The 15,552-nt window shown below is 53.0% G+C and carries 13 protein-coding genes; 8 read left to right on the top strand and 5 right to left on the bottom strand.

The features are described 5' to 3' along the window. Positions 1-326 precede the first annotated feature (326 nt). Complete coding sequence (locus tag LIW51_RS29930; protein WP_227379182.1) at positions 327-1,559, bottom strand: MFS transporter; 1,233 nt, start codon at positions 1,557-1,559, stop codon at positions 327-329. 222 nt (positions 1,560-1,781) lie between these two features. Here LIW51_RS29930 and LIW51_RS29925 point away from each other — a divergent pair, with 222 nt between their 5' ends. Next, complete coding sequence (locus LIW51_RS29925) at positions 1,782-2,486, top strand: SDR family oxidoreductase (RefSeq protein WP_227379181.1); 705 nt, start codon at positions 1,782-1,784, stop codon at positions 2,484-2,486. A gap of 44 nt (positions 2,487-2,530) precedes the next feature. Here LIW51_RS29925 and LIW51_RS29920 read toward each other — a convergent pair whose 3' ends face one another. After that, positions 2,531-3,022, bottom strand: a complete 492-nt coding sequence (locus LIW51_RS29920; RefSeq protein WP_227379180.1) for a DUF7995 family protein — start codon at positions 3,020-3,022, stop codon at positions 2,531-2,533. Between the two features lie 476 nt (positions 3,023-3,498). Here LIW51_RS29920 and LIW51_RS29915 point away from each other — a divergent pair, with 476 nt between their 5' ends. The 3 genes from LIW51_RS29915 (at position 3,499) to LIW51_RS29905 (ending at position 8,278) form a co-directional block, all read left to right on the top strand. Then, positions 3,499-4,083, top strand: coding sequence for a lamin tail domain-containing protein (locus tag LIW51_RS29915; protein ID WP_227379179.1), 585 nt, complete (start codon positions 3,499-3,501; stop codon positions 4,081-4,083). 544 nt (positions 4,084-4,627) lie between these two features. Next, positions 4,628-6,379: an alkaline phosphatase D family protein gene (locus LIW51_RS29910; protein WP_227379178.1), complete on the top strand. Its 1,752-nt coding sequence runs from the start codon at positions 4,628-4,630 to the stop codon at positions 6,377-6,379. Positions 6,380-6,610: 231 nt separating this feature from the next. Beyond that, a complete protein-coding gene (locus tag LIW51_RS29905) occupies positions 6,611-8,278 on the top strand; it encodes an aldehyde ferredoxin oxidoreductase C-terminal domain-containing protein (RefSeq protein WP_227379177.1) in 1,668 nt (555 codons plus the stop codon). On the opposite strand, the gene LIW51_RS29900 is transcribed toward LIW51_RS29905, so the two are convergent. Then, positions 8,279-8,557 (bottom strand): ubiquitin-like small modifier protein 1, encoded by a 279-nt coding sequence (locus LIW51_RS29900; RefSeq protein ID WP_227379176.1) that lies wholly within the window; start codon positions 8,555-8,557, stop codon positions 8,279-8,281. 84 nt (positions 8,558-8,641) lie between these two features. On the opposite strand from LIW51_RS29900, the gene LIW51_RS29895 reads away from it, so the two are divergent. After that, positions 8,642-8,887 carry a MoaD/ThiS family protein gene (locus tag LIW51_RS29895; protein WP_227379175.1) on the top strand — a complete coding sequence of 82 codons (246 nt, stop codon included), beginning with the start codon at positions 8,642-8,644 and terminating at the stop codon, positions 8,885-8,887. 165 nt (positions 8,888-9,052) lie between these two features. Here LIW51_RS29895 and LIW51_RS29890 read toward each other — a convergent pair whose 3' ends face one another. Both LIW51_RS29890 and dacZ read right to left on the bottom strand, forming a co-directional pair. Further along, entirely contained in the window at positions 9,053-9,490 is a 438-nt protein-coding gene (locus tag LIW51_RS29890) for an SWIM zinc finger family protein (protein ID WP_227379174.1), read from the bottom strand. Positions 9,491-9,757: 267 nt separating this feature from the next. Next, on the bottom strand, positions 9,758-10,564 hold the full coding sequence (dacZ, locus tag LIW51_RS29885; RefSeq protein WP_227379173.1) for a diadenylate cyclase DacZ: 807 nt from the start codon (positions 10,562-10,564) through the stop codon (positions 9,758-9,760). Between the two features lie 231 nt (positions 10,565-10,795). On the opposite strand from dacZ, the gene LIW51_RS29880 reads away from it, so the two are divergent. The 3 genes from LIW51_RS29880 (at position 10,796) to LIW51_RS29870 (ending at position 15,019) form a co-directional block, all read left to right on the top strand. Continuing rightward, entirely contained in the window at positions 10,796-11,818 is a 1,023-nt protein-coding gene (locus LIW51_RS29880; RefSeq protein WP_227379172.1) for a lysylphosphatidylglycerol synthase transmembrane domain-containing protein, read from the top strand. Between the two features lie 1,446 nt (positions 11,819-13,264). After that, complete coding sequence (locus LIW51_RS29875) at positions 13,265-13,492, top strand: hypothetical protein (RefSeq protein ID WP_227379171.1); 228 nt, start codon at positions 13,265-13,267, stop codon at positions 13,490-13,492. A 3-nt stretch (positions 13,493-13,495) separates the two neighbouring features. Continuing rightward, positions 13,496-15,019: a flippase gene (locus LIW51_RS29870; protein WP_227379170.1), complete on the top strand. Its 1,524-nt coding sequence runs from the start codon at positions 13,496-13,498 to the stop codon at positions 15,017-15,019. Positions 15,020-15,552: the final 533 nt, after the last annotated feature.

Raw genomic sequence — 15,552 nt, 5'->3', positions numbered from 1 at the left:
GTCCGGTGTTTGAATGCAAGAACACGCATGCACTAGTCGCGCCAGTCGAGTGTCCAGCCGGTAGGAGTGGGACACTCCAAACCGCCTGTCAAGGGAAATCGCCTGCGGAGTCTGGAACCGTCCTCAGAACCGACGGTTCTGATGGGCCGCACAAGAGCTTCGCTCTTGTGAACGCTGTGGAAACGCTTTCTGCACGTTCCGACATAGAAACAGGAAGCTCCGTCCGCACCAAGTGAGGGGCGGGTAGCCCCGAACGCGGTAGGGCGGAGTAGTTCACTGGCCGTATACTAACTGTGGAGTAGATTTCGAGAAGTGCTTTTGCACCATCACATGCGCCGCATTGCGAGGAAAGCGATGGCGCCGACCGCACTTACACTCGCTACAAACGGAAATGCCGCGCCCATACCGAATCGCTCGGCGACGATGCCAAATAGCAGTGGTCCCACCGCTCCGCCGAGCGATCCCGCTGTTAGCATCACACCGAAGAGGCTCCCACTAAATGACCGTTCAGAATATTCTGACGTGATCGCGTTCATCGTCGGTAGAGCTGCCCACATCACAATACCAAGCAAAAAGAACCATATGAACAGTGCAATCGGGATCGGTGGAACAAGTACAGTTGCACCCAAGATAACCGTCGAAATCGCCATCGCTACGAAGCCAAGCATTCGTCGATCTACGGCATCTGCGAGGGTACCTGCACCGAGCGATGAGATACCCGCCCCAACGAGCATTATGAAGAAAATTCCGTTGGCGATAGTGGCGGTCAGTCCTATGTGTTCGACGAGGTAGGAAGTGATGAACGTACGAACTGCACCAAGTTCGGTTGCAATGGCGAGATTAGCGAGAAACAGCACCGCGACCCAGCGCTCAAGTGGTACTGAGATGAGCGCAGTAGGATTTGACCATCGACTCGGTGAGTCGCCTGTAGTCTTCTCAGAGATCCCGTTTGGGTCAGTTCCCCCGTCGGATTCGATCACAGGCGTACTCTCTGTGGAATCGATGTCGTGGAACAAAGTGAGGAAGATAAGCGCGTAGACGATGCCAACGGCTGCGCTGACAGTGAGGGCAAGTCGCCAGTCAACAAGCGCCGCAAGGCCGCCGACAAGTGCTGGGGCGAGAGCGGTTCCGACGACACCGCCGAGACCGTGGATTCCCATTGCCTTTCCTTCAGTATCGCCACTCTCTAGGTCACTGATCAATGACATCCCCGCTGGGTGATAGGTGCTACCGCCGACGCCAGCGATGATTTCGGCGATAACAAGGGTCCCATAGTTCTGCGCTCCAGCAGCAACGAGAACGCCTGTGGCTAACACGATCATCCCGGCGGCAAGGAGCCATCGCTGGCCAATTCGATCTGCGAGAACGCCCGCAGGTAATTGGAAGATCGAGTACGTGGCGAAAAAGACCGTGAGTAGTGCTCCTGCCTCTCCGTATGAAATAGCGAAGTCGTTTACCAATAACGGCAGAATTGGTGGAAGTGCGACGCTATAGAACTCATTGACGGCGTGGGCAACCGTGATGAGCCATACCTCACGGGGATTTGAAACGGAGAACATTCTCTGGCGGATTGAGCGCGACACATATTCATTTCTCTCTGTTACTCAATGAGAATTGTGTTTGCGGCAGTGTCGGTATTCTCCTCATTGAGGTGACTACTTGACTCTCAGTCTGCACCCCGGAATCGACACGAACAGATCTAGAACAGCGATGAGGAAAGAACCTGCAATAGGTGTGCGTTGCAGTGTTTTTATGCACGTGACCATGCTAGTCGTTGTATAATGGCTGATGATAAAGTAGCAGTGGTGACAGCAGCAGGAAGCGGTATCGGAGAGGCCTGTGCACGACGACTGACTGAGGATGGATACACACCGGTTCTGTTGTCACGGTCGGGGAGCGCCGTGGAGGTTGCGAACGAACTCGGCGGAGATGGGTTTGAAGGATCAGTGACAAATACTGATGACTTGGCGGCACTCGTTGAGACGACGTACGAGCGCTACGGTCGTCTCGACGCGGTGGTGAACAACACAGGCCATCCGGCGTCTGGCGACCTCCTCGAAATCTCTGATGAGGAGTGGCACGCGGGGTTAGACCTCGTTCTGTTGAATACTATCCGTATGGCGCGACTCGTCACACCCATCATGGAAAAACAAGGCCACGGGTCGATTCTGAACATCTCTACATTCTCGGCATTCGAGCCGTCGAGTGAGTTCCCCGTATCATCGGTGCTTCGGGCTGGACTCGGGAGTTTTACCAAACTCTACGCCGACCAATACGCAGCAGACAGAATTCGGATGAACACGGTTCAGCCCGGGTTCGTCGATAGTTACGACGTAGATGAGGAAACGAGAAAGCGAATCCCGATGGGACGACCAGCACAAACCGCAGAGGTTGCAGACGCAGTCGCATACCTTCTCTCGCCTGCTTCAAGTTATATCACCGGACAGAACATCCGTGTCGATGGTGGCCTTACAGCGTCCGTATAGACGCCGCAGGCTCTCCTAGTGTCTCGCTCCTTATCAATCCTATATTAGTAGTGGACGTCCGCCGGGATGATCCACACCTGCTCATCGGCATCGAGCACGTGATCAAGGTGTTCACGATTGCGAATTGCGTCGCCGAATTCGGTGTATAGGTAGAGCGGCGGCCCACGATATGCGCCGAGATTGTAGCAGGCGTGGCGGGCGAGATCTTTGTCGTGCATGAGTTCGTCTGTACTGAACTCGTTGACCGCCGTTCTCACCCGTTCGAGATTGCGTTTGAACTCCTGACTGATTGCCTCCCAGCCACGGTCGAGGAGTTCCGTTCCTTCGTCGGAGTCGACCGGTGCGACGACCGGGAGTTCGCCGCATCGAGCCTTCCCTGCAACGGATGACCGCTCGTCGTCAAACGTGACGTAGTAGTCAAAGATGGCAGCATTATCGGGGCCTGCTCCGATAAGTCGGTCGAACACCGCTTTTCCGCATGCAAGTGCAGTATCTTCAGTCGATGCTTCCACGAGTGCGTAAATTACCTGGTGCATGTAACTCACCTCGCCGACGCATTGGTTCGGCACAGCTCCATCATCCAACACCTCATTTGTGCACCGGCACCCATCGCCGGCGCAGATAAAATCAGTTTGGGAGTAGAGCAGACTCACACGTGATTCGCGCTCGCTACAAGGCTTGCCATTGTCTTTAACTTGTGCGGTGCAAGACGCTAAGCCTCCTTCCTCAACGAGCGAGCGAGGAGGGAGGGGATACAGTGTCCGTCTTCGTTTACTTTCACTGTACGACAGACTCTTCAGAGTAATGGAAAAGGGGGACAAAGTCGACCATCAGATGAGGGAGAGCAACGTTCTACAGACTGCTATGCGATTTGGGAAGGATGGCGCGACTGTCTTCGTCCATACGATGGTAGATGAACACAAGATAATAAATCCATTACGAACATTTATTATAGTACAATCGAATAATTCTCCTGGTTATGCAAACGGCTCGAAGAAAGATATTGAGCTCAATGGCAGCAGTAGCGGCGATTGGGGTCGGCACAACACAGGTATTCGGACAATCAAATCTCAACATCGGGATTCAAGAGGTCAATTACGAAGGAGAATACGTTGTTTTCGTGAACAGTGGAAGTGAGGATGCTGATATCTCTGGGTATATTGTCGCGTTCGAATACGGAAATGACGGCACTAACCAGAGGAGACCACTCGGGAATGATGTTGTAATCCCAGCGGGAGAAACGCTGACAGTTGCAACAGGCGCGGAAGAAATGGCAGATGCCGATGTGACGTTTGACTATGAGGGAAGTGTCCTTCGAAATGACGAGACAGATATTGTCGCACTCCTGACAGCTGATGGAGAAATGGTCGTAATGAGTGAAGAAACTCCCGTGATGACCACTACCACGACCACCACCGAAGAGAACGGAAACGACGACTCGACGACGACTGATGAATCCGACGATGGTGATTCGAACAGTGGATCTTCGGATGAAAGTAATGAGCCTGATGACGGCAATACCCAGAGTAGCGAAGAAACGAAGTCCTCGGGATCGACAGAATCATCGTCTGAAGGCGATTCCGAAGACGACTGCTAGTCAAACCATCACTCTACAGGATTACAGCGAGCGTGCCTCGGCCCTTGACCCGAGGCGGTTCACCGCATGCGTGATGCCGGTCGAACGTGGACGCACCTTGACGCTGACCTCGAGCATACCTACTTCCGAGAAGCATTCGCTGTCGGAGGGCGGTTGTATGCGGCAGCGGCCCGTTCGCCTCCTCCCTCATGAGGTGGCGAGCGTGGGCCAGATGCGGCGCTGTTCGAATCGACTGATGGCGGAGATTCCTTTGAATCCGTCTCGTATCCAGGAAAACCGCAAGAATTCTTCTTGTCTGGACGGCCCTTGATGACAGTGACGTAGTCGCAGGAACTCGGGGCGGTTACATCCTTCGTCGGACCACTACTGGATGGACAAGCGTTGGGAGGGTTCCAGCAGGTATTCGTTCACTCACTATCGCGTAGTTATCTAATTGCAGGCGCTAAAACCTCGCCGTTTACGGTGGGAGGATGTCACTGGACGTGAGTGAAAGGAAGAGATTATAGCCGTAACGGCAAAGCTGCTCCATTACGAGGCGGAAGTCATGTCTAACGGATTCGGTTTGGAGGGACGAGATGAGCCATCTCGTGGAGAAGATGACCATTCAGAACTGCTCTCCGAACTTGACTCACATGACTTGGCAGTGGCGACCAATCCCATGGACGCGGGCGGCGGGGCTGAATTCGAATTCGACTCCCAGGCCGATCCGACTGGAACGTTCCCACAGTCAGTGGCGAGCGGCGGACCGACCTCAACAGGTGTGATCCTCTGGACACGCATCGCCCCCGATGTGTTCACTGCAGGGGAACCGCTCGCCGTGCAGGTGGCGCACGACGAGGGGATGGAGGAAATCGTCTATAACGGACTAATCACGGATACAGTGGAGATTCGAGCCCACGATTACACGGTGAAGGTGGATCTCGACGGGAACCTTGATCCAGATCGGGAGTACCATTACCGATTCATCTACCGCGACGTCGCCTCTCGAATCGGCCGGTGTCGAACGCTGCCACACCCAGAAGACTCGCCGGAGTCGATACGGTTTGCGGTGCTCGCCTGTCAGAATTTCCTCAACGGCTACTTCCCCGCATACCACCACGCCGCCTCAGAGGATGTGGACTTCCTCATTCACGTCGGCGACTTCATCTACGAGTCCGATGCGGGCCATTTCAAAGGTCTCGGCTCCTACGACTATCCCAATCGAGAGAAGTCGCTACCGAGTGGCAACCACCGTGTCTGGGATCTCAAGGACTATCGATACCTCTATCGAACGTATCGCAGCGATCAGTTCCTGCAGGAGGCGTTGGAGTCACACACGCTTATCGCCGGTTGGGACGACCATGAGATGATCAACGATCTCTACTGGGACAAGGAGACTGACGCACCTGCCGGCGACCACCCACGTGGTGACGATCCGGAGTTCATGACCAAACTCATCGCCGACGCGATGCACGCATGGTGGGAGTTCATGCCTGCCCGCGTTGACTACGACCCGAACGGCGAGAAACTCCAAGAACGGTTTCAGCTCTGGCGGTCATTCAAGTTTGGTGATCTCGTGACGCTGATCTTGACTGACGAGCGGCTCTTCCGGGATCCACCACGCGAAGCCATCCCCACAGTCGACAATGTCGGCCCGCATCGCGAACCCCCTGGAAGAACCATGCTCGGCACCGAGCAGCGTGAGTGGCTCATCGACACGATTACCGGATCTGAGACAACGTGGACGGTGTGGGCTGACGAGGTGCTGACCGTCCCATTTCGGTTAGGGTCTGGACCGCTCTCAATTTACCCGGTTCAAGGAGGGTGGGACGGATATACCCGCGAACGTATGCGTATCATTGAGACGGTTGCCGCTGCGGACGTGGACAACTTCGTCACGCTCACCGGCGATCTCCATTGTTATGTCGCCGCATATCAGCAAACTTCCTATCCTGGTCGCATCACGGGCGGCGAGGGTGTCGCCCAAGGCGAGCGCTGCGGCGTCGAGTTCATGACTCCCGCCGTCACCTCGCTCAACGTCGCCGAAGCGCTTCACTTGACCCGCGGGTGGCGAAACAAGATCAGCGAACCGTTGTTTTCGTGGCTTGTTCCGGCAATGAATCCACATATCGAGTTCTTCGATAGCCACAACTGGGGCTACTCCATCGTCGAATTCACCCGCGATGACTGCACGTACGTCGGCTACGCTGTTGACAAGACCGTGAACTCGCCTGACGCCGATCGAACCGTCGTCGCGGCCTACCGCGTTCCGGAAGGAGAAGTGCACCTCGAAGACGTAACCGATGAATACAGATGAACAATATGTTAATAACTTGGTGCATATGACTTACCTTGCCGACACACTGGTTCGACACAGCTCTATCATCCAACTGTACCGATTCGTGGGCCTGCGGGGTAGCAGTCTCACGTGCACGCAAGACGATGACGGCGCTGTATCCCCACCGTAAACGGCGAAGTTTTAGCGTCTGCAATCCAGATAAAAACGGCAACCTATGGCTTTTTGTCATCGTGGTTCGTTATATCTTGCATGCTTCACGCGAAAGGATCCCTCCTCACCATCGACGTGAGCGATCGGTCCACATCGACGACCGACATCGGAGACATCCTCTCACAGTTCATCGGCGGTCGAGGAGTTGCAACAAAACTCGCACACAATCGCATCCCATTTAACGCTGATCCACTTGGTCCAAAGAATCGCGCATATATCTCGGCCGGTCCGCTCCAGCAGTCCCAGATGAGTTTCACCGGTCGGATGAATATGACTGGGTTGTCACCACTGACCGATGGCCTGCTGTCTACCAACGCGGGCGGCTACCTCTCGCGGAACTTTGTCGCATCTGGGCACAGCGTCGTCGAGATCATCGGCGCGAGCGACGAGCTGCTTGCGATTCATATTACTGACGAGGGCGTTGAGTTCGAGGAAGTATCCGAACTTGCGCAAGCAACCGTGCCTGAAGTCACCGACGCGATGAACGAGCGCCACGAACTCGAGAGTGAAAATCTCGTCACTATTGGTCCTGCTGGAGAGAATCTCGTCCGATTCGCCTGTCCGATAACCTATGACAGCCGAGCGTTCGGCCGCGGCGGTCTCGGTGCCGTCCTCGGTTCTAAAAACGTTAAGACAGTATCCTTCCGTGGCGATTCAGAACCGCCTGTTGAGATCGATGAGGACATCCAATCAGAGCTTCATAGGGAGGCAGCAACCACCGATGATATGATGAAGCGACAGGGAACCACCTCGGGGACGGAGTTCATCAACGACAACTTCTCACTGCCGACGCGGTACTTCTCCGAACAGTCCTTTGAACACGTCGAGGACATCGGCGGGGACGCCGTCGAGGAGAAAAAATACAAGAAGGAAGCCTGCTCAGTTTGCGCATTCGCCTGTAAGCTTCCAACCAAGGACGAGGATCGCGGCCTCGTGACTGAGGGCCCGGAGTTTGAAACGGTGTTTTCGTTCGGGTCGAACTGCGGTATCGGCGACGTCGTCGACGTGATGCAGTCCAACGAGCTATGCGACATCTATGGGATGGACACCATCTCGTGTGGCAACAGCGTCGCCGCGTACCTCGCGGCCCACGATGAATTCGGCAACGCCGAACGTGTGCACGAGCTGGTCGAAAAGATTGCCTACCGGAAAGATGAGGGAGATCTACTCGCAGAAGGTGTCAATCGGGCCCACGATGACCTTGATGTGGAGAACTTCACGGTGAAAGGCATGGAGTTTGCAGCCCACGACGGTCGTGCTATTCACGGACAGGGTCTTTCGTACGCTGTCGCGAACCGCGGCGCCGACCATATGTACTCGACGATGCTCGGTCTCGAGTACGATGGTGAGATTAACCCTGAAGGGACTGCAGGCAAGGCGGAAGTCCTCATCGAACAAGAGAACCATCACGCAATCCGTGATAGCGGAATTTTCTGCGCGTTCTCGGGCGACTACTTCACCGAAGAACAAAAGGAGACGATCTTTGAGGCCGATTATGATGAATTGCTCACGGTGGGCTCGCAGGTGATTGAACTCGAGCGACACTTCAACAATCAACGCGGAATAGACACAGAAGAGGACCGTCTTCCCTATGATCTGCCAGATCTGCAGGAATCGATCCTGGAGTACTACGAGCTGCGGGGCTGGAATGATGATGGAACCGTCCCCGAGAGCAACGTTGACGGCTTCGCGACCGCGGACGACTAATCACCCACCTTGAATCGATGGGGTGACACGGATGTCGTCATCTGCTTCTAGTTCAGTGTCGAGCCCATCTTGGTAGATCACATGCTTGCCGTTCCGAGTGACCGTCATCGATGCACGTAGCTCCTCGTTCTCGAACAGCAATTCTTCGAGCCCAGGATGGTCGTCGGCGATCGTCGCGAGGAGACTATCAACTGTCGTCTCCGGGGCAACCTCGCGTTTGACGGTCTTCTTGCCGACCACCTCCCGGAGCGGCCCGAAGAAGTGACATCGTACATGCATTGAACGAAGGTTGGTCTCGCGAGCACTTGTATACTGCCAATAAGCTCCCCGAACAAACATGAGTCCTCTACTCGTAGTCTGGTCATGCAGATCGAAGTCCGAACATACGGGACGGTGCGATTCGAACTCGATGATAAACAACTCACCATGAGTATCAGCGACGGTGCAACCATTGCAGACGTGTTATCAGACTTGACTGAGGACTATGACATCGACCCGAGCGACCTCGTTGTCATGAAGAACGGTATTCACGCCCAACAGCTTGACTGTGAGACGACACAGCTTGAGGATGGTGATCAACTCATCCTGGCTGATACGATCGATGAGTGACGATCTCCGCTCCTTGTCGAAGGTATCCTAGCTTTTCCATGCGGTGGATCACCTTCTTACCCTCGCCGCCCGCACGATTCCGACGAGAACCACTTGCTATACCGCGTACAACTCAAATCCAATTCTATGTAACTTAGAATGATGCGAACTCACACTCGAAACCCGTTATTCCTCCGAGAGATCGCGACGCCCGGATCGCACACAGGGCCAACAAGGAAAGCCACCAAACCCATCACAGTCACAGACCTTTGACTGGGCACTGTGGCTGTCGTCTGCATGGGTTTCACGTTCGTTCTCGATTTGAATCCCACCGTCTGCGACAAGGGAGTGGTCTGTGGCCGCTTGCAAGAGTGGTGTTCGAATTGCAACTCCGACGCGGTGTTTGCACGCCCCCTTGTAGCAGTCATCTGCAGGGCATTCGCAAGCGATGGGTATCCTGTTGTGAACAGTGACGAGATATTCGTTGTCGACTGGATTCGCGTGACTGGTATTGCGAACGCAAACACCCTCTGCACCGACTGAAAATTCGAGGACTTCGTACTGAGCGCGCTTTGCAACTCGGGTGGTGAACGTCAGGTGGAACAGGACGTTTTTACTAAACATACTCGCTCCGCGAGGCACGCAGTGTGCCCCACACCCCTCGGGGCACAAAAAACAGGTGTACTGGTCGTCCAATACGTGCAATCAGTGATCTCCGCTTTGCCAAATTCATTTACATAGTGGTCGAGACATGCGTCTATTAGTCGATGATACAACCGTTCATGAGCAGTCGAAAAAGAGCGCTTGGAGATTCGGACTTGTCGCGAAAATTATCTAGTTAGTTTCCCTTTGACCCATGTTCACGCTGACAAAGGATTTGGAAACAAGCAATCAGTACATTTCTGGATCAATATTGAAGATTAAATCGCCATTCTTGAATCCACGAACGCGACTATCGCTTTCACTGAGAACGATTGTGACAGCATCGGTCTCGTTCGTGATCGCCGCTGCCGCATGATGCCGTGTTCCAAGTCCTTTTGGGATATTGAGATCCTCAATTATTGGTTCGAGATACTGATAGGCACTGACGATTTTGCCGGCATCCGAGATAACGAATGCACCGTCAAGTCGTGAGAATTCCTTGAGCATCACCTTCATTATTGAATCGCCAACGCGAACATGAGACTGATCAAATGGATTATACGATAGTGAACGGGAGGAACTCATCACAGTGCCTGCATCACCGATAGAAAAAAGAGCACCAACTGGTTCACCTTTCTGCCCTTGCTTCCCAAGACTGATAGCTAATTTGAGCGTTTCTCCGATGACAGATGCCTCAGCACGTGAAAAAGCAAAGAAATCATAGAACTCACTCTCATTATTCCCATCAACGGAAACACGAGTGATTGAATCAGCATCACTATTGAAAAGATTTGTAACGCAAATCGCAGCAGTGTTTTCCTCAACAAACCCCTGGTCTAGTGCACCTGTAATCCCAAATCGAACGAGTTCGGTTGTGTCCTGAAAGTCGATAGGCAATTCGATAAACTGTTCCTTATCGAATTCGTTCTCTTTAGCAATTGTCACAGTATTAGTTATATCTTTATATAGATTATAACTATCTTTATTAGGTTCAAATAATAGAATAGAATCAACATTCACTACGATTTCGTTGATTAGATCTTGTATCTGCATCATTCTTAGCTGCTGTATGGAGAACCAGTACGGGTTCTCTCAATTTGAGTCCGTTGCTTGGCGGACAGTTATATTCTAATTCTTGAAACCATCACTGGGACTCTTTAAGCGGGCATCGACGCTGATACTACGCTAGCAACAAGACATATTCCAGTTATTGCGATTTCATATTCTGTGGGAATTAACGATTGATGAACCAAAAGATTGATATGAGCGGTTCGCTCTACCAATCATATGGATCGCTCGCTCGTTCAGAGAGTCCTCTTTGGGTTTCTTCTTACTGTTCCTGTATTCGCCCTCTTATTCTGGTTTGTTGATATCGAACCTGTTCTCACTGCATTACAACAGGCACAGCGGACGATTATTGGGCTTGTACTCGTGACGATAATCGGCTGGTTATTCGCCTGGAGCCAATCACTGAGAACGGTTCTTCAGACATTGGACGTATCAGTGTCCATTCCGCGGTCGTTTTTCCTGTTTTCAGGCGCTACCTTCTCAAACAATGTAACACCATTCGGCCAAGCCGGTGGTGAACCGATTACAGCCTATTTGATCTCACGAACATCAGAAACGAAGTACGAAACGGGGTTAGCGGCAATCGCAAGCGTTGACACGCTCAATTTTGTTCCGTCGTTCTTGTTTGCCATGATTGGAATTGGCTACTATGCAATCGTGTTGACGCTCACATCGCACATGAAGTTCGCAGCCGTTCTTCTCAGCGGACTAGGTGTGATTATCTTTGGCGGTGGCTACTACTTATGGACATCTCGTGTTGTTGTTGAACAGTATCTTTCATCTGGCCTCGCTGGATTACTCCGCCAAATTGCAGGCGTGATTCCACGCTTTTCTGCGCCTAGCCAGGAGGCAATTAGAGGTCGAATTAAACACTTTATTCAGACAATCGAGAAAGTTGCTAGAAATCCAATACAACTCATAACTGCACTTGGGTTTTCTAGTGCTGGTTGGCTGTTTCAAGCAGGTGCATTATGGCTAGCGTTCTACGCAATTGGAACAACAGTTCCTTTTTCGGTTGTGTTATTCGCAATCCCAATTAGCGCTATTGCTGGCGTAACACCACTTCCCGGTGGGGCAGGTGGAATTGAAACAGTTCTTGTTGCACTCCTTGCCTCAACAACAAGTATAGAATCTGCGGTCATTGTGGCTGCGGTCATCATCTTCCGTGGACTCATTTACTGGGTTCCAACGGTAATAGGGGGAGGGGTACTTGCGGTAGTAACGGCCAATCGCGTCAGCTAACTATATTCAATGGATTCCAATGATACAACGGTAGGAAAATCAATTTTGTCTTTTCCAGTAGTTGTCGCCCACAATGCCGGCAGTATTCGTCTTGTTCTTTCATAGTTCCACCGCACCCTGGGCACTCAAATTCTATATTTGAGAAAATCAGCGAATTTTTCCGAAATGACGTATAGCAAGCGGAAGCCTGGCCCTTTAGGATAGGGTCTAAGCGATAGGCACAGACACACTACCGCAAGATTTAGGCCGCTCGGTGTCGTATGTATTTCCAACTCAACCGGGAAAATTGGGGCTGGCTTGGGCTTCCCCGTCACCAACTACAGCACCCCTGCCCGTGTGGGTCTCACCGACGTGGCTTCAACGGTGAGTACGGCTGATGGCCCCGCTCGTATGCCACAAGCGAGGGAGTTCATATGAACTGGTGTCGCCACGCGCTCACCGCCTCGACGTGGAGCATACAAACCCGCAAGTTACCGCCGGGAGTGTCGGACCGCCCGACACCCCACGGGGGAATCCTCGCCGTTTACGGCGGGGAGGAGGTCAAGGTGATCTACCCTTTCGGTCGCAATGCGGGAATATCCGACGAATCTATGGGAAGTCTTCGAGTTAATCTTCAGGCGATTCACGGTGTTTGTCGTCTCTCTGTGAATATGCTATGGAGAGAAGGGTGTCACAGAATACTTGACGCGGTTACTGTTACAACCAACATATATAGCGTCACGTTAGGTGATTAGCAGTTTGTAGTACATACCCGCGTCTTGAGGCGCGGGGCGAACGGGAGGCCCGGCCGACTACCCACCGTCGGTTGCGGGGGCGGATATCCCACGGCGGTACGGTTAAGCGTCTGTACTATGTGTTTGGACATGCTACTCCGGCGGAGAGAGTCATGCCAGAGAATACACGTATGCCGATGACTCGGTCGGAGATGGGGCCTGTGTGACCGGGCCATAGCCCTAGCACGGGAGTCACACCGAGAGGTTCCCCCGGTGTCTTACGAGAGCAGAGCTCTCGCGGACTCGTCGGAAGATTGTGTCTTCCGAGATGTCGCCGGTTCCTGTGAGAGTGCGGGTTAGAACCTCAAAGGCTAGTGGCCGATATCCCATGGTGGGATGCCACGTCGTTCACGGCGTGGAGGAGGTCACTAGCAGTTCTCCTCTTCACTTAAAGAGGCCTATTTCATGGATTTCGACCGCTAGACAGTGTCGGGGTGTGAACCCTTCTGTGACGGCCTCATCAGCGCATCTCGCCTATTTCCAAAGTCATTTGCTGGGGTACGCCCGCCGTACCATCTAATTTCTTATTAATATTTTGCGATAGAGTCGATGCATCATTGTGGATTGGCCGTTCACGAGCGTTCACAAGCTGGTAAGATGTTCTTGTCTCTCTTTGACTCGGAGTATAACAAAGTGGTTTTGAAACAGCGTTTAAGGCGGTATGAAGAATTGTATGTCCGAAAAACGATTCAGCGCCTGTATTAGTTGGTTGTACCAGCAGTTCGTTTTCTCGGGAACAACAATTGGCTTCCCTATCTCAACCCAAGTGACAACCACGATCACCGGTGAACTACTACCGGTTCCGATGAACATGCTTTCCGACTTTGGATATGGAATTGAGAGCGGATTTGCTGACGATGGATGGACCGAACTCCGAATGGAAAATTTCGGCCACCTCTAATCCATGGGCACGGAACGCGAACTTCAGAGCCTCCTTTCGAGTGCGAGCCTCGTATTCGTCGGTGCCGTGTTCTATTCAGTGGGGAATCTTCTTGAACGCATCGTTATCGGACGTGGCCTCTCGACTGCGGCGTACGGCGAAGTAAGCATTGCACTTACGATCATGTCGCTGGCGGGTACGTTAGCGCTCCTTGGTTTCAGCCAGGGAGTTCCGCGCTACGTGGCTCGGTTCGACGACAAGCGAGATATTCGGGGAACATGGCTGACTGGCATCCTCTTTACTGGGGCGGTAGCCGTGGTGTTGGTTGGTTTGATAATTTTTAACGCTAACTTCATTACTTCGCAACTGTTTGATAGCTCCGCTTCGAGCCAACTGATTCTGATATTCGCGCTCACCATCCCACTCTACGTCTGGTATCAGGTTGGTGTCGGTGGAATCCGCGGGTTAGAAAACACCATTTATAAGATATTTGTCGGTGATTTATTGTACCCACTCGGTAGAGTTCTCCTCCTCGGCGTGCTGCTTTCCTTAGGCTTCGGGGCAATGGCGGCCGGATACGCGTATTTCGTCAGTGCCGCTGTGGTGTTCCTTGTCTCTCATTACCTTCTGAATCGCCTGTTCCCGCTCGTCGGGTCGTTTCGCCTCCACATACGCGAGATAGCGGTATTCTCTGCGCCGCTCGTGGTCTCGTCGGTTCTCGCGGACCTCCTGACCCGAACCGATACGGTGATGCTTGGATACTTCACCACTTCCCACGAGGTTGGACTGTATTCCTCCGCGTACCCTCTCGCAAACGGCCTCCTGCTTGCTCTCTCGTCCTTCGGATTCCTCTATCTCCCGCTTGCTTCACGGCTCGATGCGAATGGGAAACGAGATGAAATAGCTACAATTTATCAGCTCACGACGAAATGGATCTTTATCGTCACGTTCCCCGCGTTCCTCCTCTTCGTGGTCTCTCCTGACGACGTTCTGACCGTGTTCTTCGGTTCGCGCTACGCCCACGGCGCGTTAGCACTTGCCATCCTCTCAATTGGGTTTTTCACAGAGGCAGCCGGTGGCCGAAACCGTGAAACGTTGTCAGCACTCGGGCACACAAAGCTAATTCTCGTGGGCAACGCGATCGCATACGTCCTCAACCTACTCATGAATCTTGTGTTGATCCCGACTTACGGGTTCATCGGGGCTTCCGTCGCATCCGCGATCGCGAACATCACTCTCAACGTCTTCATGGTAGCCGTTCTTTGGTCGAAGTTTGGAATAACACCTTTCTCGCGCTGGACAGTTCGAACGATAACACGCGTGCCGCTACTATTGATTCCGCCGACCGTATTGCTCATGCAAACGATTACGCTCAGCATATTTACGCTCCCTCTTGCGTTGGTTGGAGCTGCTGTAGCAACTCTCACCATCATCTCCACACAGGGCTGTCTCCAACCTGAAGACAAAGTCGTCATAGACTTCGTCGAAGGGGTCATAAACACGAAGCTCCCTTTCCTGCACGGGTACGTCCCTGAGACGACCGAGTAATAGGGATTCGCGAAAGTGTTGATGCTCTCTAAGGACGTAGTAGCTTCATGACTGCGGAAGGTGAGAATTAGTCGGTGTTGATCCGGAGCAGTTGCTGGCGCAACTGCCACGGAAACGGATGCAAAAGCGACCAAACAGCGTACTGTTGCGCTCCTCTACCCGATAATGTCATATGGTGGTGTAGTTGTAACTTTGAGTAAAGATCTCTCTGCTTCACCGTTGAGGTTGAACACATGTGCGCAGTAAGCTACCACGCCCTAAAGGACGTGGCATTCCCCCGAAGGTTTCAGGCACGTCCTCGATATCGGCGTGGCGGGTTGCACGCCGCCGGTTCTTCCGGTCGGAATTGTTCTATCCCGTCCGGCGTACTCTCGCGGGGGTTGTATCCGCGAGGACCGCTGACGTCTCACACCGCTTTAATTCAGCGTGTTCTCGGGTGTTTCGCGCCACGGCACGCGTGGTCGGAGTGACACCGTCACCGTCCCGCTGTTTGGGGCCTGCCTACGGAGGCCCCTCCCCGGCGTCCGTTTTGG

Origin of the sequence: Haladaptatus halobius, assembly GCF_020618475.1 — an archaeon.
GTDB classification, from domain to species: domain Archaea; phylum Halobacteriota; class Halobacteria; order Halobacteriales; family Haladaptataceae; genus Haladaptatus; species Haladaptatus halobius.
The sequence above is the reverse complement of the archived record's forward strand: the minus strand, read 5'-3'. Positions and strand labels throughout refer to the sequence as shown.